The following is a 24,656-nucleotide window of genomic DNA, read 5'->3' on the forward strand; positions in this document are numbered from 1 at the left end:
CGCCGCCCTGTCGGGTGCACTGATCCGGGAGGGTGCCGCCATGGCCGCACAGATCACTGCTCGGCTCACTTGTCGGCGAGTCTACGAGGGCGGAGGGCGCCTCGTCGGAGTGCGCCCCGCCGGCCGATGGGAACGACGCCGCGGCGAGACTGGCCCGATGACCAGTGCGCACGAGGCATCCCGGCAGCGCCTGCGCCGGCCGCCGTCACCGCGTCGGTGATGTTCGCCCTCGCGTTCGGGAAGGCCCGCACCGGCGCGGCCCTGGACAATCCGGCGCTCCGGACCGAGGGCCGGGTCACCCTCGTCGACGGGCTGCTGGCCGTGGCGGTCCTGCTCGGCCTGGTCCTCGACAGCACCCTCGGCTGGTGGTGGGCCGACCCGGCCGCCGGCTACGTGCTGGTCTACTACGCGGCGCGCGAGGTCCGCGGGATCTTCTTCGGCGAGCACTGATCTGGGGCACCGAACAGCCGTGGCCGCCAGGCTGGTTGGCAGTCCTGCGGACGCGCGGTCCCGCGGTTCAGGAGGCGGAGATCCGATTGGCGCAAGCCCGGGAGTTTCCGACCGCGACCTGCCATAGTGTCCCGGTGACCGATGTAGCTGAGACTTCCGGTAGATCCGATCAATCCGCCTCGCACCACGGCACGTTGTCCCTCGTCCAGGGCACCGCGATGTATGTCGGAGCGGTGTTGGGCACCGGCGTGATAGCCCTGCCCGCGATGGCGGCGAAGGTGGCGGGGCCGGCCTCGCTGCTCGCCTGGGCCGGGCTGGTGGTCCTCTCCGCACCGCTCGCCGCGACCTTCGCGGCGCTGGGCTCGCGCTATCCGGACGCGGGCGGCGTCTCGTACTACGCCCGGTTGGCCTTCGGGCCCCGGGCCGCCTCGATCGCCGGCTGGTGCTTCTACTTCGCGGTGCCGCCGGGCTCGGCGGCCGCCGGGCTGTTCGGCGGGGCGTACGTCGCATCGGCACTCGGCGGCGGGAAGACCACGGTCGTGGTGACGGCGGCCGGTCTGATGGCCGTGGTGGGCCTGGCCAACTGGGTGGGGTTGAAGGTCTCCGGGCGGCTCCAACTCGCCCTGGCCGCCCTGCTGGTGACGCTCCTGCTGGCGGCGGTCGCGACCTCCCTGCCACAGGCGCGGCTGTCCCATCTGCACCCGTTCGCGCCGCACGGGTGGTCGGCGATCGGCCCGGCCGCCGCACTGCTGGTGTGGAGCTTCGCGGGCTGGGAGGCGATCACCTACCTGGCGGGTGAGTTCCGCTCCCCCCGCCGGGACCTGCCCAGGGCCACCGGCATGGCCGTGGTGATCGTCGGTGCGCTCTACCTCGTGCTGGCCTTCGCGGTGATCGTGGTGCTCGGGCCCGGTGCGGCCGACTCCAGCGCACCGCTCGGCGACCTGATGGCCAGCGGGCTTGGGGGCAACGCCCGTCTGCTGGCAGCCGGTTCGGCGCTGCTGCTGACCTTGGGGGCGATGAACGCGTACTGGGCCGGCGCGTCCAAGCTGGGTGCGGCGCTGGGCCGGGACGGGCAGCTGCCCGGCGTGCTGGCGCGCGGCAGCGTGGCGGGGGAGGTACCGCGCCGCAGCCTGGCCGCGGTGGCCGTGCTCTCGCTGCTGGCGCTGGGCGGGGTGGAGGCGGCCAACGTGGGCGCGGCGCCGCTGGTGCTGCTGACCACCGGTTCCTTCGTCATGGTGTACGCGTTGGGGGTGGGGGCGGCGGTGAAGCTGCTGCCGAGGCGGAGTGCGGCATGGGCCTCGGCGCTGGTGGCGCTGGCGGCCGTGGCGGTCCTGTTGGTGATGTCGGGGCAGTACCTGTTCTGGCCGCTGCTGGTGGGTGCGGGGGCGCTGGCGTACGGGAAGTACGGGCCGGGCGCCCCGAAGGGCACCGAAGCCTCCTGACCGAGGGGCGGGTGCTGCTCACCCGCCCCTCCGCCAGGGGGCGTTGGGGTCACACCGGCTCGCCGCCCTGGAGCGCCACGAGCCGCAAGCCGGCCGCGGTCCGGAGCGTCAGCGGACCGCCGCTGCCCGGGCCAGGTCGTCCGTCAGGTCGGCGGCCGCCCGGCGCAGCGACTCGGGCAGCTGGCCGCTGTCCAGCAGCGCCCGCGCCAGCCGCACGGTCTCGGGGCGAGCCGAGTGCTTCGGGTAGAGGGCCTTGACCAGCAGGTCCAGCACCAGGTCGCCCTGCTTGCCGGCCACCGCGGGCAGTTCCTCGAAGAACCGGACGACGTACGGTGCCGTCAGCTCCTCCTGCTCGGGCTGCCAGAAGCCGCCGGCCAGCGCGAAGACCTCGAAGTTGGAGAGGTCGCCGGGAGCGAGCAGCGCGTTCCAGGCGGCCTCCTTGGCTGCTGGATCGGGCAGCGCGGCACGGCACTTGAGGGCACCGAGCGCACCGTCGGAGCCGGGGTCCGCCGCTTGCGCCGCCTCGATCTCCGCGGCGCCCAGTCCGCCCAGCGCGGTGAGCCGCAGCCGGATCCGCCAGGCCAGGTCGGTGTCCAGGGCGAGGCCGGCCGGGAGTTCCACCGGGCCCAGCCAGGAGGCGAGTTCCGCCGCGTCCGGGGTGAAGTCGATCAGGCCGCGGAAGAGGGTGAGGGCCTCTTCGGCGTCGGGCCCCGTGGTGGCGAGCCGGCCGCGCAGCGCGTCGGCGATCGCCGCCACCGCCGCCGGGCGCTCGGCGGGGTCCAGCAGGGTGTCCGCCACCTGGAACCTGGCCTGCTCCAACACCTCGGTGAGGATGGAGAGTTCCGGCTCCACGCGAACCATGTCGGCGACCAGGGCGAGGTGTGCGGCCGCCGGGTAGGCACCGTCCTTGACGGCGAGCAGCAGCTGGCACCAGAGCATCGCGCGGTTGATCGGCGCGAGCCCGGCCAGCAGGCCGGGCAGCGCCTGCTGGGAGCGCTCGTCGAGGCGGATCTTCGCATACGTCAGGTCGCCGTCGTTGAGCAGCAGGAGCGCGGGCTCGGGCAGGCCGGCCAGCTCGGGAACGGGGGTGCGGGCGCCGTCGACTACCGTGCGGACCAGCGCGGTGCGGGTCCCGGCGGCGTCGTACAGGCCGATGTCCAGGGTGTGCCGGCGCAGCACGGGGTGCGTCTGCGGGGCGGACTGGCGGATCGCGGCGGCGGTGATGACGCCGTCGGCGGTCTCCAGCTCCGGCCAAAGGGTGTTCACGTTCGCCGACTTGAGCCAGGTGTCGGACCAGTGGGTGAGGTCCTGCCGGGCGGCTTCGCTCAGCGCGTCCAGGAAGTCCTTGTAGGTGGCGGTGCCGTGGGCGTGCCGCTCGAAGAAGAGGCGCAGCCCGGCGCGCAGCGCGTCGTCGCCGATCGCGGCGGAGAGTTGGCGCAGCGCCGAGTGTCCCTTGAAGTAGGAGATCCGGTCCAGGTCGAGCAGGGCGGCGGCGACGGACTCGCCTGCCACGCTGACCGGGTGCGTCGACGGGCGCTGGTCGGCGTCGTACGCCTGGCCCTTGCGGCGGGCCGCGAAGGTGGTCGGCGGGCCGGTGAACCGGGTGACCTCGGACGGGATGCGGTGCGCGAGGTAGTCGGCGAACGCCTGGCCGAGCCAGAGTTCGTCCCACCAGGCGTTGGTGACCAGCCCGGCCATCCACATCAGCGAGATGCCGTGGGCGAGGATGACCGCCCTGGTCTCCCGCTCGCTGTCGGGTGCCGCCGAGTTGAAGAGCCACTGCTCGCGGAGCAGGACCAGCCCGGGGTGGTCCAGCGAGATGACGCTGAACTCCGGCACGAACATCTGGTCGAACTTGGGCAGCGGGTAGCGGACGCCGAACAGCCGGTGGCTTTCGTCGAGGCATCGCCGTGTCACGTCGAAGAGTTCGGCCACGTCGGCTTTCATCGCCTCGGCCAGCGAGGCTCGGCAATGCAGCCCGAGCCGGATACCGTCGTGGTCGCTGGTGAACGACGCGTACGGACCAGCCGCGATCGTGGTGAGGTACGTCGCCTGGGGTGCGGTGGGGCCGATCTTCCACTGTCCCGGGGCGGTCTGCGAGGCCTCGGCGGTGGACAGCACCTGCCAATGTTCGGGCGTCGTAACGGTGAAGACGAATGGGGCCTTCAAGTCCGGCTGGTCGAAGCAGGCGAAGATCCGCGGCGCCTGGTCCGCATAGGGGAAGCCGTAGACGTAGACCTGCCCGTCCGCCGGGTCGGTGAACCGGTGCAGGCCCTCGTTGCTGCGGGAGTAGGGCATGTCCGCCACCACGGTCAGCTCGTTCTCGCCGGCCAGGCCGGTGAGGGGGAAGCGCCCGTCGCTCAGCAGCGCCACGTCCAGCGGCGTGCCGTTCAGGGTGACCTCGTGCAGGAGGGCCGGCCGGAGCTCGAAGAACACCTCCGCATCCGGCTGTGCGGCGGTGAATCGAATGGCGGTGGTGGAACGGAACACCTCCGCCGTTCCGGCGAGGTCGAGCGTCACCTGATAGCCGCCGACCGAAATGGCGGAGGTCCGATGGGAGGCTTCTGCCTTGGTGAGGCTGGTCATTCTACTTCCCCTTTTCAGAAGCTTTCGGGGAATCCAGGAATACCCGGAGACATCCAGCGGCACGGTTTTCGCCATTCTGGACCCGGTCCTGACCCCGGGAGAGCTGACAAGGGGACATGATGCACGCCGAAGCGGTCCGTCGACAGAGTTCGGGGAGCAAAACCTGTCGGCATTCGCGCCGGGGCGTCCGGCCCCGCGACCCCAACCGGAATCTCATGCTCCTCCTCCGCCGCAAGGGTGCGCCCGCATCCCCGGCGGGTGTTCCATAAGCACGGACACCCGCCGCCTGAGCAGCACTCGCCTGCACCAGAGCGCCCAGCCCTCGGCGTTCGAGTGTGGAGAACAAGCGGTTGAACAAGCCCGCAGAAGGTTGACGGCGCGAGCGGCGCCCGATGAAGGCTTCTCAAACCAGCCCATTTGCGCTCTGATTGGGCGGGCCCGGCCAGGCTCAATGCCCGGCTCCTCGACAGTCCGTCAGGGCCACTTGTAGGTTGTGTTATCGCGCTCACTGAGACTCCGAAGGGGCGACTCGGCCCGCGCGACGGACATGCCGATCATGGAGGCCCGGGAAGGGAACCCAGAATTATGATCACCGGCAGTGACGAAGCGACGGATCGGCCCCTTCTCCTCTTGGTCGCATCAGGCATGCGTCCTTACCGTGAGTACCTGTTGAAGTCGATCGCGACTCGCTTTAGGGTCCACCTTTTCCACACCATCGAGCCGTCCTGGGAGAAGGCCTATCTGAGCGGCTGGACGGTGCTCGCCGACACCTGCGACGGCGCGGCGATGGCCAAGGCGGCACTGGACCTGCACGCCGCCACCCCGGTGGCCGGCGTGCTCTGCTGGGACGAGGTGCGCATCCACGCCACCGCGTACGTCGCCGAGGCGCTCGGGCTGCTGGGCGGGGACCCGGCGGTCGTCTGGCGGCTGCGCGACAAGGGGCAGACCCGTGCGGCGCTCGCCGCGGCCGGCGTGCCGCAGCCCGCGTCGATACCCGTCTCCACCGAGCAGGAGGCCCTGGCGGCGGCCGAGGAGCTCGGCTACCCCGTCGTGCTCAAGCCCCGCGGCTTCGGTGCCAGCCTCGGCGTGATCCGGGTCGAGGACGCCGCCGCGCTGAGCGCGGGCTTCGCCTTCACCACGTCGATCGTCATCCCGGAGCCGGTGCTCTTCAACTCCGCGGAGCCGTACCTGGTCGAGGAGTGCGTCACCGGCGAGGAGATCAGCGTCGACGCGGTGATCCGCAGCGGCGTGGTGACACCGCTGTTCATCGGCCGCAAGGTGGTCGGCTACCCGCCCTACGCCGAGGAGATCGGCCACTTCGTCGACGCCGACGACCCGTTGCTCACCGACCCGGCGCTGGTTGCCGCACTCCAGGACGCGCACACCGCGCTCGGCGTCGAAAACGCCTGGACCCACACGGAGTTCATGCTCACGGCCGACGGCCCCAAGCTGATCGAGGTCAACGGGCGGCTCGGCGGGGACCTCATCCCCTACCTGGGCCTGCTGGCCACCGGGATCGACCCCGGGCTCGCCGCGGCCTCGGTGGCCTGCGGGCTGGAGCCCGACCTGACCCCGTCCCGCCACCGGATCAGCGGGGTCCGCTTCTTCTATGTCGCCGAGGAGGACACCACCCTCGGCTCGGTCGCCTTCGAAGGCGAACTGCCCGCCGCCGTCGACCAGTCGGTGGTCGTGGCCGCGCCCGGCGCTGTCGTCTCGCCGCCGCCCAAGGGCACCGTCTGGGGCCGGATCGCCTTCGCGACCGCGACCGCCGATTCGGTGGACTCCTGTCGGCAGGCGCTGGACGAGGCCGGCGGCGCGCTGGTCGTCAACTCGGTCTGAACCACCTCGTCCCGCCATCTGCCGTCCGACTGAAAGACAGCCACAGCAAATGACCGAGAACGAACAGCAGCCCTCCTCCCAAGGCCCGGGAGCCTGGGTCACGTTCAAGGAATCCCACCCAGCGGTCAAGGCGATCCTGGCCGGTGTCATCGTCAACCGCCTCGGCGCCTTCCTCACCATCTTCCTCGTGCTCTACCTTGTCTCGAAGGGCTACTCCACGGCCGAGGCCTCGCTGGCCCTCGGGGCCTACGGCGCCGGTGGCATGGTGGGCGTGCTGGTCGGCGGTGCGCTCGCCAGCCGGCTCGGCGCGCGCAACGCCACCGTGCTGAGCATGGCCAGCTCGGCGGTGCTGCTGGCCACCATCGTGTACGTGCCGAGCTACCCGGCGATCGTGGCCGCCGTCTTCCTGGTGAGTGCGGTCGGCCTGATGTACCGGCCGGCCTCGGCCTCGCTGCTCTCCGAACTCACCCCGGACACCCGGCAGGTGATGATCTTCGCGATCTACCGCTGGGGTCTGAACCTGGGCACGATGGCCTCGCCGCTGCTCGGTTACGCCCTCTTCAACCTGCGCCACAAGAGCTACACCGTGCTCTTCTGGGGCGAGGCGCTGGTCGCGGTGGTCTATGCGCTGATCGCCTTCTTCCTGATCCCGAGGAAGCACGACGAGGCTGACGTCGCCGCGTCGGCCAAGGCCGACAGCAGCGAGCCGGCCCCGGCCGCCGACGGGCCGTCCGCCGACGAGCAGTCCGCCGCCGCGGCCGGACCGAGCGGCTACCGCGCGGTGCTGCGGGACCGCCGCTACATGTTCTTCCTGATCGGCATGCTGTTCAACACGGTCGTCTACGTGCAGTACACCAGCACGCTGCCGCTGGACGTCGCCAAGGAACACGTGAACGTGCTCTGGTACACGCTGGCGGTGGCGCTCAACGGCTTCATGGTCATCGTCTTCGAGCTGCCGCTGACCAAGTTCACCCAGAAGTGGCCGCTGCGGCTGAGCGTCGTGATCCCCTGGGCGCTGGTCGGCCTCGGCGAGATGTTCTACGGCTTCCCGCTGGGCGGGGCGGTCATCCTGATCGGCACCCTCATCTGGACCACCGCCGAGATCATGGGCGGCCCGGCGGTCTTCTCCTTCCCGGCCACCGCCGGACCCGCCCACCTCAAGCCGGTCTACATCAGCAGCTTCCAGTTCATCTTCAACCTCGGCACCGCGATCGGCCCGGTCATCGGCGGGGAGCTCTTCCTGGGCCTGGGCCGCGCGGTCTGGCCGACCCTCGGTCTGCTCTCCGCCGCGGCGTGCGTGCTCGGGCTGTTCGCCTTCCCGGGCGCCAAGAAGGCCGCCATGGACGGGACTCCGGAGCCGGAGCCGGTCACCGAAGCCGTCTGATCCCGGTACGGGCCGGTGGTCACCGGCAGCCGGCCCGTACCGACAGCACTACACCGCAGGCCGTACCGCCGCTCCTCCGGTGACCCCACGCGAAGCGGCGCGCGCGGCCCACGGCCGCATGAACGACATCCCGTCTGGCGAATCCCACCACCACAGGCCAGCACGGTGCGCACGGTACATCCCGTTGAGGGGGCGCTCATGAACACTGCCGACCGCATTCCCATCGACTCGGTGCTGCCCGGGGAATCCCCGCGATTCACCATCGAGGACAAGGCCCACATCGCTCGTCTCGCCGAAACCGATGCGACGCTGCCGCCGATCCTGATCCACCGTCAGACCATGCGGGTCATCGACGGGTTGCACCGCTTGCGGGCAGCCCAGCTCAAGGGCGAGGAATCGATTGCCGTCGAGTACTTCGACGGCACCGAGGAGGCCGCCTACCTGCTTTCGGTGGAAGCCAACATCGCACACGGACTGCCGCTCTCCGTCTCCGAGCGCAAGGCGGCCGCCGAACGCATCGTCACCATGCGTCCGGAGATGTCGGACCGGTCGATCGCGCGGAACACCGGGCTCTCCGCGAAGACGGTCAGCGAGATCCGCCGCCGCTCGACCGGCGACAGTGGACAGTCGGACGCCCGGGTGGGGCGCGACGGCCGAATGCGGCCGGTCAACGCGGACGAGGGCCGCCGCCGGGTGGCGAAGGTCATCAGGGAGCGGCCCGACGCCTCGCTCCGGGAGATCGCCCAGGCCGCCGGGGTCTCGGTGAGCACCGCGCACGGGGTGCGGTGCCGGATCCGTGACGAGGAGCCGGTCCAGCCAGGCGCCACCAGGACCGGTTCGGTGCCGGCCCAGCGGTCGGATTCGCAGTCCTTCACCAAGTGGGCGCCCACGGCCCCGCCCGCGCCGTCCGAGGCTTCCAGGGCGTCCGAGCGGCGTGTCGCGCAGACCGCGCAGCCTGTTGCGGAGCCCGGCCCGAGTGTCCCGGAGTCCGGGCCCGCACGGCGGGCCGGCGTGGCGGCGGACCCGGTGCCGCCCAGCCGGCTCGGCTCGCAGCGTCTGCCGGCCCAGCGGCGCGCCGACGAGGCGTTCGCCGGCCTGGAGCGGCTGCGCCGGGACCCGTCGCTGCGGTTCACCGACAGCGGCCGCGCGCTGCTGACCTGGCTCCACCAGCGGCTGGTGGTGGTCAGCGAAGCGGAGCATGAACTCCAGTCGATTCCACCGCACTTGCTAACGACGGTATCGGCCCTCGCACTGGAGTGCGCCGACAACTGGCGAGAGTTGGCGACCGAACTACGCGGGCGCGCAAGACAGATCGGATAGGGGAAGCCGTGATTGTCAGACTTGACCACGTGGGAGTGGCGACCGGCGACCCGCAGGGTGCGGGCGACCTGCTGGCCGCCCTCGGCCTGACCGTCGGGGACCGCGGGAACGCCGAGACGTACGGCGTCAGTTGTGATTTCTGGCAGGCCGAGAAGGGCGGCTGCGCCATCGAACTGGTCGCGCCGCTGAACGACGAGGCGGCGATCAGCCGCCGGCTGGCCGAGCACGGTCCGGGGCTCTACCACATCGCCTTCGAAGTGGACGACGTGGTCGCCGAGTTGGAGCGGCTGCGCGGGCTCGGCCTGGTCCCGGTGGACCGCGAGCCGCAACCGGGAGCCCGGCATGGCATGTGGGTGGCCTTCGTCTACGCCAAACGCCCGGCGGGACTGCTGATCGAGCTGGTCGAGTACCGGCGCACGGATCCACCGGCCGCCGGCAACACCGACGCCCACCCCGGCACCGCGGTCGGCGCGCCATGAGGACCGCCATCGTCGGCGGCGGCCTGGCCGGCGCCGTGCTCGCCTGGCGGCTCACCGAACTCGGTCTGAAACCCACGGTGTTCACCAGTGAGCAGGGCCGCTCGGCGGATGCCACCCAGGCCTCCGGAGGGTTGCTGCGAGGCTTCGAGCCCGACCCCGCGGCAGCCCGCGCGGCCGCCGAGAGCCTGGCCGAACTGCGCGGCTCGCCGCTGCTGCGGAGCTGGGCCGGCTACCGCGAGCTCGACTCCACCGTCGTCCTCCCGCCAGGCACCGACCGGTCGTCGGTCGCCGCCGTGCTGCGGCTACTCGACGAACTCCTTCCGGGCTCCGCCGAACTGCGCGAACTCCCGGACCTGAAGCCCTTCCTGGGTCTCCCACCCGACACCGTCGCGGTGGTCGAGCGGCACGCCGGCTACCTCTCCCCCGCCGCGCTGCGGGACGCCATGCTGGAGCAGGCGGTCCTCGCGGGCGCGGTGGTCCGCACCGATCCGGTGGTCCGGGTCGGTCCCGAGGGCGCCGTCCGGACGGCGGCCGGCACCGGGGTCGGCTACGACACGGTGGTGCTCGCCACCGGGCCCTGGACGCCTTCGCTGCTCGCCGCCTGGGGCTTTCCCGCCGGGGGGCTGAGGGCCAAACAGATCCAGTACACGCTGGGCCGGGGCACCCCGCCAGGCCTGGGCGCCTTCGTCGACGAGACCTCCGGTCTCTACGGGCGCCCGTTCGGCTCGGGCCGCTTCCTGCTGGGCCTGCCGACCGATCGCTGGGATGTCGATCCGACGGCGCTGCGGACCGACAGCGAGCTGGTCCAGCGGGTCGCCGGGTGCGCCAAGGCACGGCTGGGCTCGGACTCCTGGCCCGGGGCGGACGCCGTCACGGTGGCCGCCGCCGACTGCTACGCACCGTCCGGGGGGCTGCGGCTGCGCTCCTGCCTGCCGGGCTCGCCGGTGCTCACCTTCACCGGCGGGACCGGTGGCGCGGCCAAGTACGCACTCGGGGCCGGCCGTTCGGCCGCCGCCGCGCTGCTCTGCGGTGAAACTCCCGGCGAAGACTTGCCATAGTAAAACCTGGCTGGCAGCATCGCTTGCGGATTGATACCCGAGTTCCCGGACCCCTGAGTCCCCGGACTCCCAAGTTCCCGAACTCCTCAGTTCCCGGACCCCTAGGTTTCCGAACTCCGGGCGTTCATGATTTCCAATCTTCTTGAGCTCCAGGCTTCTTGAGCTCCAGCATTCGCGAGCTCCAAATCCATTGAGCTCCAACGTTCGCAACCTTCTTGAGCTCCAACTTACTTGAGCTCCAGAGCTCCTATGTTCACTGACAGGGGATGGCTTTGAACGGACAGGAAGTCGAACTGCTCGCCATCGGGGCCGGCCCGGCGAATCTCGCCCTGGCCGTGGCCCTGGAGGAATTGGCGCCCAGTGACATGGCCAGAAAGACCCTCCTGGCCGAGCAGCACGATTCGGTGGTGTGGCAGCGCGGAATACTGCTGCCCTGGACGCAGAGCCAGGTCTCCTTCCTCAAGGACCTGGTGACGCTGCGGAATCCGCGCAGCAAGTTCTCGTTCATCAACTACCTGCACACGGTCGGCCAGCTCGACGAGTTCATCAACCTCGGCACCTTCACTCCGTACCGCCAGGAGATCTCCGGGTACCTGCAGTGGGTGGCCGACTCACTGAGCCAGGTGCGGGTCGCCTACGGCATGCGGTGCGAGGGCATCACCCCGAGGCGGGGTGCCGGCGGCAAGGTGACCGGCTGGCTGGCCGCCTTCTCCGACGGCACCGAGGTGGCCGCCCGGGACTTGGTGATCGGCGCCGGGCGGGATGCCCGGATCCCCGCCGAGTTCGCCGGCCTCCCGGCCGAGCGGGTGATCCACAGCACCGAGTACTCCGCCCGGATCGCCGACCTCGACCCGGCCGGCAAGCACCGGATCATGGTGATCGGAGGGGCGCAGAGCGCTGCCGAGCTGCTCTGGGCGGCGCACCAGGGCTTCCCGGCCGCCGAGACCACACTGGTGATGCGCTCGATCGGCCTGAAGAACTACGAGTCGAGCAAGTTCACCAACGAGATCTACTACACCTCGTTCATCGACGAGTTCCACTCCGCCTCCCCGGACGCCCGCGAGCAGTTGCTCCGGGAAATGCACCTGAGCAATTACGCGGGGCTGGCTCCGGCCATGCTGGAGACGCTCTACCGGCAGCGTTACCTGGAGCGCCTCGCCGGCGCCGAGCGGCTCAAGATCGTGACGATGACCGAGATCACCGCGACCCGCATGGAGGGCGAGGAGATCGTCCTCACGATGCGCGACCGGAAGACCGGGGCGATCAGCGAATCGCGCTGCGATCTGGTGCTGCTCGGCACCGGATTCAACGGGGCGATGCCGAAACTCGTCCAGGAGCTGGCCGGCGAACTCGGCCTCGACGAGATCACCGTCGACCGCAACTACCGACTCGCCATTCCGAATTCCGCCGACGGCGCCTCGTGCTATCTGCAGGGCGTGAACGAGGCCACCCACGGCATTTCGGACTCGCTGCTCAGTGTGCTGGCCGGCCGTTCCGGCGAGATCGTCTCCGACCTGCTGCTGCACCGCGGGCAGGACGGCCGGCACACCCCACTGCTGGCCGACGTCGCCTGACGGATCGTCAGATCCCTGCCCCTTGCTCGCACCGGCACTTTTCGAGGAGATTCCCCATGGCACATGAAATCCGTCCGCTGGACCGGGTAGGACTGAAGCTCGACAACCAGTTGCGCGCCCAGCGGCTGGTGCCCTGGCCGCTGCTGAACGCCCCGTTCGAGGGCTCCTGGTGCGTCGTCGCGCCCGGGACCGAGTCGGGCGAGCACGGGCACCACGAGTACGAGATCTGGATCGCGCTGTCCGGCGCCTCCCAGATCCGCACCGAGGGCAAGCGGGTGCCGTTCGTCGCGGGCGACATCATCCACTTCGAGCCGCACACCGTGCACCAGGTGGTCAACGCCTCGGACACCGACTTCGAGTTCTACGCGATCTGGTGGGACGCGGACCTGGCGGGCGGCTTCCTGAGCCGGCACCAGGAGGGCCCGCACGCCGGGACCGGGCCGGACGGCGGTGCCGGGGCATGACCGAGTCCGACCAGCGGCCCCGGATCCTGATCGCTGCCACCCCGACGCCCAACGGCGACCTGCATGTGGGCCACATGGCCGGCCCGTACCTGGCCGCGGACGTCTACGCCCGCTACCTGCGGGCCACCGGCCTGTCGGTGACGGCCACGACGGCGACCGACGACAGCCAGACCTACGTGGTCTCCACCGCCCAGCGCAAGAACACCACACCGGCCCGGCTGGCGGCGGACTCCACCGTGGCCATCGAGCGTTCGCTGACCGCGATGGGGATCGAACCGACCGCCCCCGAGGGCCGGGTGCTGCCGCCGATCGACGCCCGCTACCGCGAGGCGGTGACGGAGTTCGTCACGGCGCTGCACGAGGCCGGCCGGCTGCGCACCCTGACCGTCCGCCTGCCGTACGCCGAGCGCGCCGGCCGGCACCTCTACGACGGCCTGCTGACCGGTACTTGCCCGTCCTGCGGGGCCGGCAGCAGCGGCGGCACCTGTGAGGACTGCGGCCACCCGAACAACTTCGACGAACTGCTCGACGCCCGCTACGCGCTGGATCCCGAGGACCCGGTCTCGTTCCGCGAGGAGACCATCCTGGTGCTGCCGATGGAGGAGTACCGGGCCGAGCTGGAGGCGCACTTCGCCGAGGTGCTGCCGCGCTGGCGTCCGCACCCCGCCCAGCTGATCCGGGAGCTGCTGGCCGGACCGCTGCCGGTCATCCCGGTGACGATTCCGGGCAGTTGGGGCGTCCCCGCACCGTTCGCGCCGACCCCGGGCCAGATCGTCTACCCGTGGGTCGAGGCCATGCCCGCCTCCATGTACGCCACCTGGTGGGCCAACGGCGAGGACCAGGCGCTCCCGTACGACGAGTACTGGAAGGCGTCGAACGGCGCCGAACTGGTCTACTTCCACGGCTTCGACAACGTCTACCACTGGGGTCTGGTCGACCTGGTCCTGCTGCTCGCACACGGCGACCGCTACATCCGGCCGAGCGCCAGCGTGGTCAACGAGTTCTACGAGCTGGACCACGCCAAGTTCTCCACCAGCCGGAACCACCTGATCAGGGGCGCCGAGCTGGTGGCCGGCACCCCTCGGGACACCGCCCGGTTCTACCTGGCGCTGACCCTGCCCGAGCGGGAGCGGACCAACTTCGACCGGGCCGGCCTGGCCGAGGTCACCGCCCGCCGGCTGACCGGCCCGTGGAACGAGCTGGCGGCCAGGCTGGCGAGCCTGACGGACGCGGCCGGCAGCGCACCGCAGCAGGTCACCGCCGCCGGACGGGCGGACCAGGAGCGGTTCGCGACGGCCATGCGCGGCTGCTTCGAGCTGACCGGCTTCAGCGTGGCCCGGGCGGCCGAGCTGATCGCCGACCGGATCGCCACCCTCAACGAACGCGCCGCCGGGCAGGCCGATTTGGGCGACCTGCTGGCCGCCGTGCGGTCGCTGCTCGGCTGGGCCGCACCGATACTGGTGGACACCGCGCGGCTGGCCGCCGAGGCCGGGGTGGTGCTCTCGCTCGCCCCGGAGCCGGTCGACAAGATCGCACCGTTCCGCCTTCCGTCGCTGCCGTGACCTCGACCTCCCTGCGACCGGACGCCGCAGCCGCCCACCCCCGGGTGGGCCGGGCCGAACGCCTGCTGCTGCCGGCCGCGTTCGTCACCAACCTGGGCAACAACATCCAGCTGATCGCCGCTTCGCTGCTGATCTACCGCAGTACCGGCACGGCGCTCTCGGTCGGCTGGGTGTACATCGCGACGGCGCTTCCGCAGGTGGCGCTCTCGGCGCTGTTCGGGCGGCTGGCGGACCGGTTCGACCGGCGCACCCTGTGCCTGCTGGCCGACGTGACCAGTGCGCTCGCCGCACTGGCCCTGCCGGTGTGGCTGCTGGCCCACGGCTCGGCCGGGGCCGGGGCCTATGCCGTCAGCTTCGTGCTGGCCTGCCTGGCGGCGCTCTTCACGCCCGCCAGTCAGGCGCTGATCAAGGAGCGGATCGCCACCGAGCGGCTGGGAACGTTCAGTTCGCGCTACGAGATGGCGGTCCAGGCCGGCATGGTGCTCTCGGGTCTGATCGGCGGGCTGGTCGCCCAGTTCGCCGGGGTGGTACCGCTGTTCTTCTTCAACGCGGTGACCTTCCTGCTCTCCGGTTTGTGCATGCTGCTGATCGGACGCCACCGCCCGGTGGGCCGATCCGCTTCTGCCGAACCGGAATCCGAGCGGGTTCCGGACGGGCCGGTGGTCCGGCTCGGCGCCCTGTACTGCATCGGCAGCGTCATCGCGACCACGGCCAACACCTTGCTGATGGTCGTGGTGGTGCGCCGGTTCCATCAGGGCTCCGGCCTGCTCGGCTTGGTCGACGCGCTGGCCTGCGTCGGCATGCTGATCGGGGCGGCGCTGTACCAGCGGTGGCAGCACCGGATCGACTACCGGCAGTTGCTGCTCTGGGGTTACCTGGTCTGCGCGCTGCTGGCGCTGGTCCAGCCGATCTCGGTCTGGACCATGCTGCCCGGCATCCTGCTCGGCGGGACGACCTTCGCGCTCGGCCGGCTGCCGTCGCGGGTCGAGCTGACCCGGGCGGTCCGCGCCGAGCGGGCCGGGCGGGTGTTCGGCACCGTCAACGCGCTCGGCCTGGCCGCCGCCGTGCTGGTCACCGTGCTGGTCGCGACGGTCTGCGACCACGCCGGGGTGGTCCGCGGCTACCTCACCCTCGCGGCCGTCACCGCACTGCCCGTCGTACTGCTGGCGGGATCGCTCCTCATGCGCCCCAGGGCGCACAACTCACGTCGTACCCAATCCGGTTGAACGGAGAGACCCGTGAAACTGCTGACCATCGAAACGGTCCAGTACCTGTCGTACTACATCTCGCGCTACCGGCAGGTCGAGGCCTTCGGCGTGGACCTGTACGTGCTCAACGGCGAAGGGACGCCCGACTTCTGGCCCGAGGAGAAGTACCGGCTGGCCGGCACCCGGGACGTCTCGCGCATCGTCGAGCTGGCCCAGGAGTGGCACAAGACCGAGCAGTTCGACGGCGTGATCACCTTCTCCGAGTCCGCGGTGATCACCGCCGCCGCGGTGGCCGAGGGCCTCGGCCTGCCCGGCATCGGGGTGGAGGCCGCCAAGGCGAGCCGCAACAAGTACCTGATGCGCCAGGCGCACGAGCGCGGCAACGCCCCGCACCCGGCCTTCCGCCTCGTCGAGTCGGCGGACGAAGCCCTCGCCGCGGCCGAGGAGTTCGGCTACCCGGTGATCATCAAGCCGACCATGGGCGCCGGCAGCAACTACGTCTTCAAGGTGGACGACGAGGCCGAACTCACCGAGCGCTACGCACAGGCGGCCGAGGGCATCCAGAAGATGTTCTGGGCCAACTCCGAGGTGGCCGGCCTGGACCTCGGTCCGAACGGACTGCTGGTGGAGTCCTTCCTGGACGGGAAGGAGTACCTGATCGAGGCGCTGGCCTGGGACGACGAGGTCTACCTCGGCTCGGTGGTGGACCGGATCACCGTCGAGGGCGCGACCTTCGACGACGACGTGCACCACGCGCCGACCTCGATGAGCGCCGAGGACCTGGCGGCCGTCCACGAGGTGGTCAAGGCCGGCCTGCACGCCCAGGGCCTGCGCCGCAGCGTCGCGCACGCCGAGGTGCGGTTCCACCAGGGCAAGCCGTACCTGCTGGAGATCGCGGCCCGGGTGGGCGGCGGCGGCCTGGACGAGATCGCCCGGCTGACGGCGGCCCACGACCCGATCAAGGCCGTGGCCGACATCGGCGCGGGCAAGCGTCCCGAGGTGCGGCACTTCCAGCCGACCGGGGTGCACACCGCCTCGATGTGCCTGATCAGCGACGGCGGCGTGGTGCGCAGCATCGACGTGCCGGCCGAGGTCAGCGACTCCGAGAAGGCCTTCCTGCTGAAGATCACCGCACGGCCCGGGGACGTCATCCTGCGCCCGCCGTACGGCAACACCATCTTCGGCTTCCTGGGCACCACCGGCGACTCGCTGGAGGACGCCATGGAGACCATGAACGACTTCGCCGCGAAGATCACCGTCGACCTCGACCCGTACCCGGTGGAGGAGAAGTGATCGACTACAACGGCAGGCGGTTCCGCCCGGTCGGGGCGGACCACGGCGAGTCGGGGCGGGTGGCGCAGTACCGCCAGCGCGGCAACCTGCTCTGGGGCGAGTTCTCCGGCGGCGACGCCCGCCGGGGCACCCTCACGGGGCTCTGCGGCCCCGACGGCGAACTGGAGTTCGCGTACTGCGTGGTGCTGAGCGACGGGGAGGTGGTCTCCGGCCGCTGCCACTCCACCCCCGCGACCCTCCCCGACGGCCGGATCCGGCTGGCCGAGACCTGGGAGCGGTACGGCCCGCACGCGGCCAGCGGGGTGTCGTACCTGGAGGAGATCGAGGCGGACAGCGACGCCGCCGACCACGACGAGAGGCAGGAGCGGCGATGAGCAACAGTGCGAAGAAGCCCAGGCAGGGCGGAGTCGTCACCTGGGCGATGGCCCCCGGGTTCCCGCCCGCGGTGATCTTCCCGTTCACCCCCGCCGAGCGGATGGGCACCCGCAACATCCTGGAGTTCCAGGCCCTCATGTACCGCACGCTGTACTTCTTCGGAAGCAACGGCGTGCCGGACGTCGACTACGCCAACAGCATCGGCGAGGAGCCGGTCTGGAGCGAGGACGGCCTGACCGTCACCATCACCGTCAAGCCGTGGAAGTGGTCCAACGGCGAGACGCTCTGCGCCGACAACGTGCTGTTCTGGGTCAACCTGATGAAGGTCAAGGGCGCACGGTACGGGGAGTACGTCCCCGGCTACTTCCCCGACAACCTCACCGACTACGGCAAACTCTCCGACAACCAGGTCTATTTCACCTTCGACAAGGTCTACTCGCAGCGCTGGGTGCTCTTCAACCAGCTCTCCACCATCACCCCGCTGCCCAAGGCCTGGGACCGCACCGCTGACGGCCCGGCCAATGCCTCGGGCGACCTCGCCGATGTCGAGAGCGTCTACGCCTACCTGATGGCGGAGCAGGGCGACATCCTGGACGAAGGCAACGCGCACCGCACCAAGTGGGCCGACAGCCCCGTCTGGTCCATCGTCAGCGGCCCCTGGAAGCTGAAGAGCTACACCCTCGAGGGGATCGTCACCTTCGTTCCCAACCCGCACTACTCGGGGCCCAACAAGCCCTACCTGGAGGAGTTCCGGCAGGTCCCGACCGACTCCGACGAGGAGCAGTACACCCGGCTGCAGGCCGGCCCGGACGGGTCGGACGCGATCCAGGTCGGCTTCCTGCCGCTGAGCTTCGCCACCGAGCCGGCGGTGAGCCCGGACAAGGGCGGCCCCAACCCGCTGGCCGGCTACACGATGTACCCGCAGACCGCCTACTGCGTGCGCTACATCTCGCTCAACTTCAACAACCCGACGGTGCAGGGCAAGCTCTTCGCCCAGCCGTACTTCCGCCAGGCCCTGCAGTCCAGCGTGGACCAGGACTCGGCGGTGCGCGACGTCTACAAGGGCTACGCCTACCGGCAGAACGGACCGGTGCCGGTCTTCCCGAAGACCGACTTCGTCTCGCCGCGCCAGCGCGAGGGCGCCTGGCCGCTGCCGTTCGACCCCGAGCGGGCCAAGCGCCTGCTGGCGGAGAACGGTTGGGACACCTCCACCACTCCGGCGGTCTGCGTCAATCCGGGCACCGGCCCGGGCCAGGCCGGCGAGGGCATCCCGGCGGGGACGTGGGCGAGCTTCCTGCTGCGCTACGTCGAGGGGCGGCCCGCGCTGACCCGGGTGATGGAGCAGTTCCGCGACGACGCCGCCAAGGCCGGTATCGAGGTGCGCCTCCAGGAGGTCTACGGCTCGGTGCTGGTGGCCGAGGACGCGCCGTGCGTCCCCGGCCCGGAGGAGCCCTGCCTCTGGGAGGCGTGCAACTGGAACGGCGGCTGGGTCTTCCACCAGCCCACCGGCGAGATCCTCTTCAGCACGGGCGCCGGCGGCAACTTCGGGCACTACACCGACCCGCGGGCCGATGAGCTGATCGAGAAGACGGTGACCAGCGACGACCTGGCGGCGCTCTACGAGTACCAGGACTACATCGCCGAGCAGGTGCCGGTGATCTTCATGCCGAACTTCCCGATCCGGATCTTCGAGGTCTCCGACCGGCTGCACGGCTTCGGTCCGGTCAACCCGTACGGGATGATCAACCCCGAGAACTGGTACTACGTTGAGGACTGAGGCGACGTTGGCCGCCGTGGCGCCGATCGCCCCGATCGGCGCCCACCCGCTGCTGGTTCTGCTGCTGCAGCTCGGGGTGCTGCTGACGCTGGCGGTGCTGCTGGGGCGCCTCGCCGTGCGGCTCGGCTGGCCGGCGGTGGCGGGCGAGCTCTGCGCCGGTGTGCTGGTCGGCCCCTCGGTGCTCGGGGCGCTCTCCCCCGGGCCGGCCGGGTGGCTCTTCCCACACAATGTCGAGCAGGTCCACATGCTCGACGCGGTGGGCCAGTTGGGGGTGCTGCTGCTGGTGGGTGTGAGCGGCAGCCACCTGGACTTCACGCTGGTCCGCAAGCAGGGGACGACCGCCGCCCGGGTCAGTGCGGCCGGGCTGCTGCTGCCGCTCGGCCTGGGCGTCGGTCTCGGCCTGCTGCTGCCCGCCTCGCTGCTCGCCCCGCACAGCAGCCGGACCACCTTCGCGGCCTTCCTGGGCGTGGCCATGTGCGTCAGCGCCATCCCGGTGATCGCCAAGACCCTGCTGGACATGAACCTGCTCCACCGCGACATCGGCCAACTCACCATGACCGCGGGCATGCTGGACGACGCGGTCGGCTGGCTGCTGCTCTCCGTCGTCACCGCGATGGCCACCACCGGGGTCAGCGGCGCCAACGTGGTGCGCTCGGTGGCCTCGCTGGCGGCCGTGGTGCTGCTCGCCGCCCTGGCCGGGCGGCTGCTGGTCGGCCGGGTCTACCGCTGGGCCGAACGCAACGGCGGCACCGGCACGGTGGTCGGCATCACGGCGGTGCTGGTCCTGCTGTCGGCGGCGGGGACGCAGGCGCTCGGGCTGGAACCGATCTTCGGCGCCTTCGTCTGCGGGGTGACCGTCACGGCGACCGGGGCGGTGAGCCCGCTGCTGCTGGCGCCGCTGCGGACCGTGACGCTCTCGGTGCTGGCGCCCGTCTTCATCGCCTCGGCGGGGCTGCGGATGGACCTGACCGCGCTGGCCCACCCGACGGTGGCGCTGATGGCGCTGACGGCCCTGCTGGTCGCCGTGGCGGGCAAGTTCGGCGGCGCCTACCTGGGGGCCCGGACCAGCCGGCTCGGGCGCTGGGAGGCGCTGGCGCTCGGCGCTGGCATGAACGCCCGCGGTGTGGTCCAGGTGGTGATCGCGATGGTCGGGCTGCGCCTGCACGTGCTGGACTCCGCGACCTACACCGTGATCGTCCTGGTCGCCGTGGTGACCTCGCTGATGGCACCCCCGGTCCTCCGGTTCGCGATGGCCCGGATCGACCTGACCCCGATGGAACAGCTGCGACGGACCGCCCAGTTCGGGTCGGCCGCCCCCGAGAAGCAGACCGTGTGAACGGCTGAGGACAGAGAGATGACGATGACGAACCAATTCGCCGACTTCGGTATCGCGGGCTTCGGCCACTCGCTCGGCGTCGACCAGAAGGTCGAAGCCGAGGTGCTCACCGAGTTCGTGGACGACCCCGAGCGGGTGCTCCAGTGGGGCTACCACACCTTCCACCGGGCGCCCGCGGACGTGACCGCGATCGAGCTGTCCGCCCGGGCGGCCCGCGACGCCATCGAGGACGCCGGACTGACCGCCGACGACGTGGACTACGTCGTGCTGGCGCTCTCCGACGTGCCCGGCTACCTCAACTGGGACGCCTCCTCGGCGCTGGCGCGCGAGATCGGGGTGCGGCTCAAGCCGAACCTGCTGCTCATGGAGGGCTGCGTCTCCGGCGTCACGGGCCTGGGCAACGTGGCCGGCCTGTTCGCCACCGACCCGAGCCTGCAGAACATCCTGTTCGTCGCGGTCAACCGGGTCAGCGAGTACCACCGCAACCGGATGCGGGTCAACAACTCCATCCACAGCGACGGCGCGTCGGCCGTGATCCTGCGCCGCGGCCACGAGTTCGGCCGCTGGCTGGCGACCGTCCAGTTCACCGACCCGGACGTGTCGGACTGGTTCCGCACCGACTTCGGCGGCGAGGTGGCGCCGGTGGCGCCGGCCGACTGGTCCTCCCAGACCCAGGCCAACGGCCTTGAGGCGGTGGTCGACCACTTCCGCACCGACCCGAAGGGGCTGCAGACCTTCGTCACCGCGCTCAACCAGCGCCTGGTCGAGGTGACCGACCAGGCCTGTGCGAAGGCCGGCGTCGAGCGCTCCTCGATCAAGAAGATCATCCACCTGAACGACAACCAGGGCTCGTTCGAGGAGATCGCCGAGGTCTTCGGCGTCCCGATCAGCAGCACCAGCGCCGAAGTCGCCGCCCAGCACGGCCACATGGGCGCGGCCGACCACCTGGTGACGCTCGCCGAGTACACCCGCAGCGGCGAGTTGGTCCCCGGCGACCTGGTCGCCCTGATCGGCATCTCCATCGGCATGCGCTGGTACTGCACCCTGGTCAGGATCTGATGCCCGAACTCGTCGACGCACTCAAGGCGGCCGTCGCCGCCGGCACGGCTCCCAGCCCCGACCTGCGCCTGGCGCTGGCGCAGACCTACGACCCGAGCGTGCTGCGCAAGGCCGGCCGGGCGCTGGCCCGGCTGACCGACCCGGACGGCAGGCTGCGGCCGGTGCGGCTCTCGGTGGTCGCCGCCTGCACCGTCGGCCCGCTCGAACCCCTGCTGCGCGCCTGCCTGGTGGGCGCCGGAGCACTGCCGGCGATCGAGGTCGCCCCGTACGGGACCTTCGAACTCACCCTGGCCACCGGCGGTTTCGACCACGCCGCCGACCTGCTGCTCTGCCTGCTGGACGAGTCCTACTTCCTTCCGGACGACCTGGACGCCACCGCGCCGGAGGCCGCCGGTCCTTATCTCGAGGAGCGGCTCGCCCAGTTGAGCGGACTGGTCGGCGCGGCGCTGCACGGGACCGAGGCGACCCTGGTCCTGCACACCGTCCCGCTGCCGCGCTCACTGCGCGACACCATGATCAGCCTGCGGACCAGGAGCGCGCTGACCAGGCTCTGGCACCGGCTCAACGCCGGGCTGCTGGCACTCGCCGAGGAGCACCCGCAGGTGCAGGTCGTCGACCTGGTCGGGCTGCTCGCCGAGTCGTCGGTGGCCGCCCGCGACCAGCGCCTGCACAAGTACGCCGATCTGCCCTACACCGACGGGGCGTTGCTGATCCTCGCCAGCGAGGTGCGGCGGATCGCGCAGGCCCGCTCGGGGCTGTCCAAGAAGGTGCTGGCGCTCGACCTGGACAACACCCTCTGGGGCGGGGTCCTGGGCGAGGTCGGCTCGGAGGGCGTCGAACTCGGCGGGCTCTACCCGGGCAAGAGCTTCCAGGATCTGCAACGGACCGTCAGCCGGCTGCGTGAGCAGGGCGTGGTCCTGGTGCTGGCCAGCAAGAACGACGCCGGCCCGGTCGAGGAGGCGCTCAGCCGGCACCCGGCGGTGCTGCTGCGCCCGGAGGCCTTCTCGGTCAGCATGGTCAACTGGGCGCCGAAGGCGGGCAATCTGCACAAGGCCGCCGACACGCTGGGGCTCGGCACCGACTCGTTCGTCTTCATGGACGACTCGGACTTCGAGCGCGGCAGCGTGGCGGCCGAACTGCCCGAGGTCGCCATCATCGACTCCAGCGGCGAGCCGGCCCAGCTGGTCGACTCGCTGGTGCGGCACGGCTGGTTCGACGTGGTCGAGTTGACCGGCACCGATCTGAAGAGGCCCGAGCTCTACCGGGCGCGCAGTCTGCGCAATGACTTCTCCGGCGGCTTCAGCAAGGCGGAGGACTACCTGAAGGCGCTGGATCTGAGGGTGGCGGTCGAGCCGGTGACCCGGTTCACTGTTGCCAGGGCCGCTCAACTCGCCGCCCGAACCAATCAGTTCAACCTGACCGGGGTCCGGTTCGACGAGGCGGCCACGATCGCGATGATCGACGCCCCGGACCGGTTGGCGCTCACCGTCTCGGTCACCGACCGGTTCGGGGACGAGGGCCTGGTGGGCGCGGTCTGGCTGGAGCGGACCACGGAGCGCTGGAGCGTGCTCAACCTGGTGCTGAGCTGCCGGGTGCTGTCCCGGGGCGTCGAGTTCGCGATCGCGGGACGGATCGCCGCGCTGGCCGCGCAGGCCGGGGCCGAGGTGCTGGAGGGCCGCTTCACGCCTTCGGCGAAGAACGGTGTGGCGGCGGGGTTCTGGGAGAAGGCGGGATTCGTACCGGACGGTGACGGGCACTTCGCGTTCGCACCGGGCAAGGCCCCGGACCCGACCCCGTCCTGGATCACCCTTGTCGAGAGCACCGACAGCACCGAGACCATCGAGAGTGAGGAGCGGCAGCCATGAGGAACACCGTCGAGTCGGTCGGCACCGAGGTGCTCGAAGTGCTCAGCGAGGTGCTGAACCAGGAGCCGGAAGCGCTCACGGCGCAGCCGGTGCTGGCCAGTTACGACTGGGACAGCCTGGCCATGCTGGAGGCGCTGGCGCAGTTGGAGAGCGCCTTCGGCGTTCGCCTGGAGCTGCGGGCCTTCCAGGCCGTCCGGACCGTCGAGGACATGGCGGCCCTGGTGGCCGCCACCCTGAACAGCTGACCTGGATACCTGACGCGCCGTCAGATGACGAACGAAAGAGAGCACCATGAGCCTGCTGGAGATCCGCCTCTTCACCGTGCAGCCGGGTACCCGTGAGGAGTTCGACCGGGTCAGCCGGGAGGAGACGATCCCGATGATGCGCCGCTGGGGCATCAACGTGATCGCGTTCGGCCCCGCGCTCAACACCGAGGACGGCTACTACCTGATCCGCAGCTTCCCCTCCGAGGAGCAGCGGGTCTGTGTCCAGGAGGCCTTCTACGCGAGTGCCGAGTGGGAGGACAACTACGACAAGAAGATCACCGAGATGATCGCGGACTACCACACCGCGGTCGCTCCGCTGACCGGTGACCTGTCCACCGATCTGAAGGGCATCTAGGCCGACCGGGCTTAGACCCGACCGGCCCAGGGCCGCCGGCCCTGTCTCAGACGAGCCACTACCCGCCGGCTCGTCCCACAGCTGAGGAGAACCAGGAATGCCGTACACCGACGTCATCGGAGCCGACCGCGAGGCCGCCGCCACCAGAACAGCCGTCCCGCGCCGGCTGCTGATGTGCCGTCCGAACCACTACGACGTGTACTACTCGATCAACCCCTGGATGCACCCCGAGAAGCCGGTCGACACCGGCCTGGCGGTGCTCCAGTGGGAGCGGCTGCGCGAGCTGTACGCCTCGCTGGGCCACACCGTGGAGGTGATCGAGCCCGTGGTCGGTCTGCCCGACATGGTGTTCGCCGCCAACGGCGCCACCGTGGTGGACGGCAAGGTGCTGGCCGCCCGGTTCCGGCACATGGAGCGCACCGCCGAAGGCCCGGCCTACCTCTCCTGGTTCCAGCGCAACGGCTACCAGGAGGTGCTGTGGCCGGAGTTCATCAACGAGGGCGAGGGCGACTACCTGCCGGTCGGCCGCCGGATCCTGGCCGGCACCGGCTTCCGCACCGACCAGCGCTCGCACTACGAGGCGCAGGAGTTCTTCGGCATGCCGGTCACCAGCCTCACCTTGGTCAACCCCCGCCACTACCACCTGGACACCGCCCTCTCGGTGCTCTCCGACACCGAAATCATGTACTGGCCCGAGGCGTTCACCCCGGGCAGCCAGGCCGTGCTGCGCGAGCTCTACCCCAACGCGGTGCTGGCCACCGCCGACGACGCCGCCGTCTTCGGCCTCAACGCCTTCAGTGACGGCTACAATGTGCTTCTCCCGCAGGCGGCTTCCGGCCTGATCGAGCAGCTCAAGGCGCGCGGCTTCAACCCGATCGGTGTCGACCTGTCCGAACTGCTGCTGGCCGGCGGCAGCGTCAAGTGCTGCACCCTCGAACTCCGCGACCGCTGAACCTCGCAGACA

General features: G+C 70.7%; 21 protein-coding genes. 20 read left to right on the forward strand and 1 reads right to left on the reverse strand.

Features of this window, described 5'->3' with window-relative positions; all coding sequences use genetic code 11:
* Window positions 1-219 precede the first annotated feature (219 nt).
* Both E6W39_RS03080 and E6W39_RS03085 read left to right on the forward strand, forming a co-directional pair.
* On the forward strand, window positions 220-450 hold the full coding sequence (locus tag E6W39_RS03080; RefSeq protein WP_228717933.1) for a hypothetical protein: 231 nt from the start codon (window positions 220-222) through the stop codon (window positions 448-450).
* A gap of 194 nt (window positions 451-644) precedes the next feature.
* Window positions 645-1,892, forward strand: coding sequence for an APC family permease (locus tag E6W39_RS03085; protein ID WP_228717934.1), 1,248 nt, complete (start codon window positions 645-647; stop codon window positions 1,890-1,892).
* Window positions 1,893-2,000: 108 nt separating this feature from the next.
* Here E6W39_RS03085 and pepN read toward each other — a convergent pair whose 3' ends face one another.
* Entirely contained in the window at window positions 2,001-4,478 is a 2,478-nt protein-coding gene (gene pepN, locus E6W39_RS03090) for an aminopeptidase N (RefSeq protein WP_141632142.1), read from the reverse strand.
* 645 nt (window positions 4,479-5,123) lie between these two features.
* On the opposite strand from pepN, the gene E6W39_RS03095 reads away from it, so the two are divergent.
* The 18 genes from E6W39_RS03095 (at window position 5,124) to ddaH (ending at window position 24,644) form a co-directional block, all read left to right on the forward strand.
* Entirely contained in the window at window positions 5,124-6,317 is a 1,194-nt protein-coding gene (locus E6W39_RS03095) for an ATP-grasp domain-containing protein (RefSeq protein WP_228717935.1), read from the forward strand.
* A 49-nt stretch (window positions 6,318-6,366) separates the two neighbouring features.
* Window positions 6,367-7,701, forward strand: a complete 1,335-nt coding sequence (locus E6W39_RS03100) for an MFS transporter (RefSeq protein WP_141632144.1) — start codon at window positions 6,367-6,369, stop codon at window positions 7,699-7,701.
* A gap of 198 nt (window positions 7,702-7,899) precedes the next feature.
* Window positions 7,900-9,021, forward strand: coding sequence for a ParB/RepB/Spo0J family partition protein (locus E6W39_RS03105; RefSeq protein ID WP_141632145.1), 1,122 nt, complete (start codon window positions 7,900-7,902; stop codon window positions 9,019-9,021).
* Between the two features lie 29 nt (window positions 9,022-9,050).
* A complete protein-coding gene (locus tag E6W39_RS03110; protein WP_181799064.1) occupies window positions 9,051-9,500 on the forward strand; it encodes a VOC family protein in 450 nt (149 codons plus the stop codon).
* On the forward strand, window positions 9,497-10,558 hold the full coding sequence (locus E6W39_RS03115; RefSeq protein WP_141632147.1) for an NAD(P)/FAD-dependent oxidoreductase: 1,062 nt from the start codon (window positions 9,497-9,499) through the stop codon (window positions 10,556-10,558). The genes E6W39_RS03110 and E6W39_RS03115 overlap by 4 nt, the downstream gene beginning before the upstream one ends.
* 266 nt (window positions 10,559-10,824) lie before the next feature.
* Window positions 10,825-12,132, forward strand: a complete 1,308-nt coding sequence (locus tag E6W39_RS03120; RefSeq protein ID WP_323808979.1) for a SidA/IucD/PvdA family monooxygenase — start codon at window positions 10,825-10,827, stop codon at window positions 12,130-12,132.
* A 56-nt stretch (window positions 12,133-12,188) separates the two neighbouring features.
* On the forward strand, window positions 12,189-12,596 hold the full coding sequence (locus E6W39_RS03125) for a cupin domain-containing protein (RefSeq protein ID WP_141632149.1): 408 nt from the start codon (window positions 12,189-12,191) through the stop codon (window positions 12,594-12,596).
* Window positions 12,593-14,158 (forward strand): class I tRNA ligase family protein, encoded by a 1,566-nt coding sequence (locus tag E6W39_RS03130; RefSeq protein WP_141632150.1) that lies wholly within the window; start codon window positions 12,593-12,595, stop codon window positions 14,156-14,158. Before E6W39_RS03125 ends, E6W39_RS03130 begins: the two co-directional genes overlap by 4 nt.
* Window positions 14,155-15,384 carry an MFS transporter gene (locus tag E6W39_RS03135; RefSeq protein WP_181799065.1) on the forward strand — a complete coding sequence of 410 codons (1,230 nt, stop codon included), beginning with the start codon at window positions 14,155-14,157 and terminating at the stop codon, window positions 15,382-15,384. The genes E6W39_RS03130 and E6W39_RS03135 overlap by 4 nt, the downstream gene beginning before the upstream one ends.
* A 12-nt stretch (window positions 15,385-15,396) precedes the next feature.
* Complete coding sequence (locus E6W39_RS03140) at window positions 15,397-16,659, forward strand: ATP-grasp domain-containing protein (RefSeq protein WP_141632152.1); 1,263 nt, start codon at window positions 15,397-15,399, stop codon at window positions 16,657-16,659.
* Window positions 16,656-17,033 carry a hypothetical protein gene (locus E6W39_RS03145; RefSeq protein WP_141632153.1) on the forward strand — a complete coding sequence of 126 codons (378 nt, stop codon included), beginning with the start codon at window positions 16,656-16,658 and terminating at the stop codon, window positions 17,031-17,033. Before E6W39_RS03140 ends, E6W39_RS03145 begins: the two co-directional genes overlap by 4 nt.
* Window positions 17,030-18,811 carry an ABC transporter substrate-binding protein gene (locus tag E6W39_RS03150; protein ID WP_141632154.1) on the forward strand — a complete coding sequence of 594 codons (1,782 nt, stop codon included), beginning with the start codon at window positions 17,030-17,032 and terminating at the stop codon, window positions 18,809-18,811. The genes E6W39_RS03145 and E6W39_RS03150 overlap by 4 nt, the downstream gene beginning before the upstream one ends.
* Window positions 18,812-18,827: 16 nt before the next feature.
* On the forward strand, window positions 18,828-20,147 hold the full coding sequence (locus tag E6W39_RS03155; RefSeq protein ID WP_228717936.1) for a cation:proton antiporter: 1,320 nt from the start codon (window positions 18,828-18,830) through the stop codon (window positions 20,145-20,147).
* 24 nt (window positions 20,148-20,171) lie between these two features.
* Entirely contained in the window at window positions 20,172-21,206 is a 1,035-nt protein-coding gene (locus E6W39_RS03160) for a 3-oxoacyl-ACP synthase III family protein (RefSeq protein ID WP_141632156.1), read from the forward strand.
* Window positions 21,206-23,071, forward strand: a complete 1,866-nt coding sequence (locus tag E6W39_RS03165) for an HAD-IIIC family phosphatase (RefSeq protein ID WP_141632157.1) — start codon at window positions 21,206-21,208, stop codon at window positions 23,069-23,071. The genes E6W39_RS03160 and E6W39_RS03165 overlap by 1 nt, the downstream gene beginning before the upstream one ends.
* Window positions 23,068-23,316 carry an acyl carrier protein gene (locus tag E6W39_RS03170; RefSeq protein ID WP_141632158.1) on the forward strand — a complete coding sequence of 83 codons (249 nt, stop codon included), beginning with the start codon at window positions 23,068-23,070 and terminating at the stop codon, window positions 23,314-23,316. Before E6W39_RS03165 ends, E6W39_RS03170 begins: the two co-directional genes overlap by 4 nt.
* Before the next feature lie 46 nt (window positions 23,317-23,362).
* Entirely contained in the window at window positions 23,363-23,692 is a 330-nt protein-coding gene (locus E6W39_RS03175; RefSeq protein WP_141632159.1) for an NIPSNAP family protein, read from the forward strand.
* 97 nt (window positions 23,693-23,789) lie between these two features.
* A complete protein-coding gene (gene ddaH, locus E6W39_RS03180; protein WP_141632160.1) occupies window positions 23,790-24,644 on the forward strand; it encodes a dimethylargininase in 855 nt (284 codons plus the stop codon).
* Window positions 24,645-24,656 lie beyond the last annotated feature (12 nt).

The organism is Kitasatospora acidiphila, assembly GCF_006636205.1.
GTDB lineage: Bacteria > Actinomycetota > Actinomycetes > Streptomycetales > Streptomycetaceae > Kitasatospora > Kitasatospora acidiphila.

Bases quoted from the DNA above. Each gene is read 5' to 3' on its own strand.
- E6W39_RS03080 (WP_228717933.1), top strand. From the start codon at position 220: ATGTTCGCCCTCGCGTTCGGGAAGGCCCGCACCGGCGCGGCCCTGGAC.
- pepN (WP_141632142.1), bottom strand. From the start codon at position 4,478: ATGACCAGCCTCACCAAGGCAGAAGCCTCCCATCGGACCTCCGCCATT.
- E6W39_RS03095 (WP_228717935.1), top strand. From the start codon at position 5,124: ATGCGTCCTTACCGTGAGTACCTGTTGAAGTCGATCGCGACTCGCTTT.
- E6W39_RS03100 (WP_141632144.1), top strand. From the start codon at position 6,367: ATGACCGAGAACGAACAGCAGCCCTCCTCCCAAGGCCCGGGAGCCTGG.
- E6W39_RS03105 (WP_141632145.1), top strand. From the start codon at position 7,900: ATGAACACTGCCGACCGCATTCCCATCGACTCGGTGCTGCCCGGGGAA.
- E6W39_RS03115 (WP_141632147.1), top strand. From the start codon at position 9,497: ATGAGGACCGCCATCGTCGGCGGCGGCCTGGCCGGCGCCGTGCTCGCC.
- E6W39_RS03120 (WP_323808979.1), top strand. From the start codon at position 10,825: ATGGCTTTGAACGGACAGGAAGTCGAACTGCTCGCCATCGGGGCCGGC.
- E6W39_RS03125 (WP_141632149.1), top strand. From the start codon at position 12,189: ATGGCACATGAAATCCGTCCGCTGGACCGGGTAGGACTGAAGCTCGAC.
- E6W39_RS03130 (WP_141632150.1), top strand. From the start codon at position 12,593: ATGACCGAGTCCGACCAGCGGCCCCGGATCCTGATCGCTGCCACCCCG.
- E6W39_RS03150 (WP_141632154.1), top strand. From the start codon at position 17,030: ATGAGCAACAGTGCGAAGAAGCCCAGGCAGGGCGGAGTCGTCACCTGG.
- E6W39_RS03160 (WP_141632156.1), top strand. From the start codon at position 20,172: ATGACGAACCAATTCGCCGACTTCGGTATCGCGGGCTTCGGCCACTCG.
- E6W39_RS03165 (WP_141632157.1), top strand. From the start codon at position 21,206: ATGCCCGAACTCGTCGACGCACTCAAGGCGGCCGTCGCCGCCGGCACG.
- E6W39_RS03170 (WP_141632158.1), top strand. From the start codon at position 23,068: ATGAGGAACACCGTCGAGTCGGTCGGCACCGAGGTGCTCGAAGTGCTC.
- E6W39_RS03175 (WP_141632159.1), top strand. From the start codon at position 23,363: ATGAGCCTGCTGGAGATCCGCCTCTTCACCGTGCAGCCGGGTACCCGT.
- ddaH (WP_141632160.1), top strand. From the start codon at position 23,790: ATGCCGTACACCGACGTCATCGGAGCCGACCGCGAGGCCGCCGCCACC.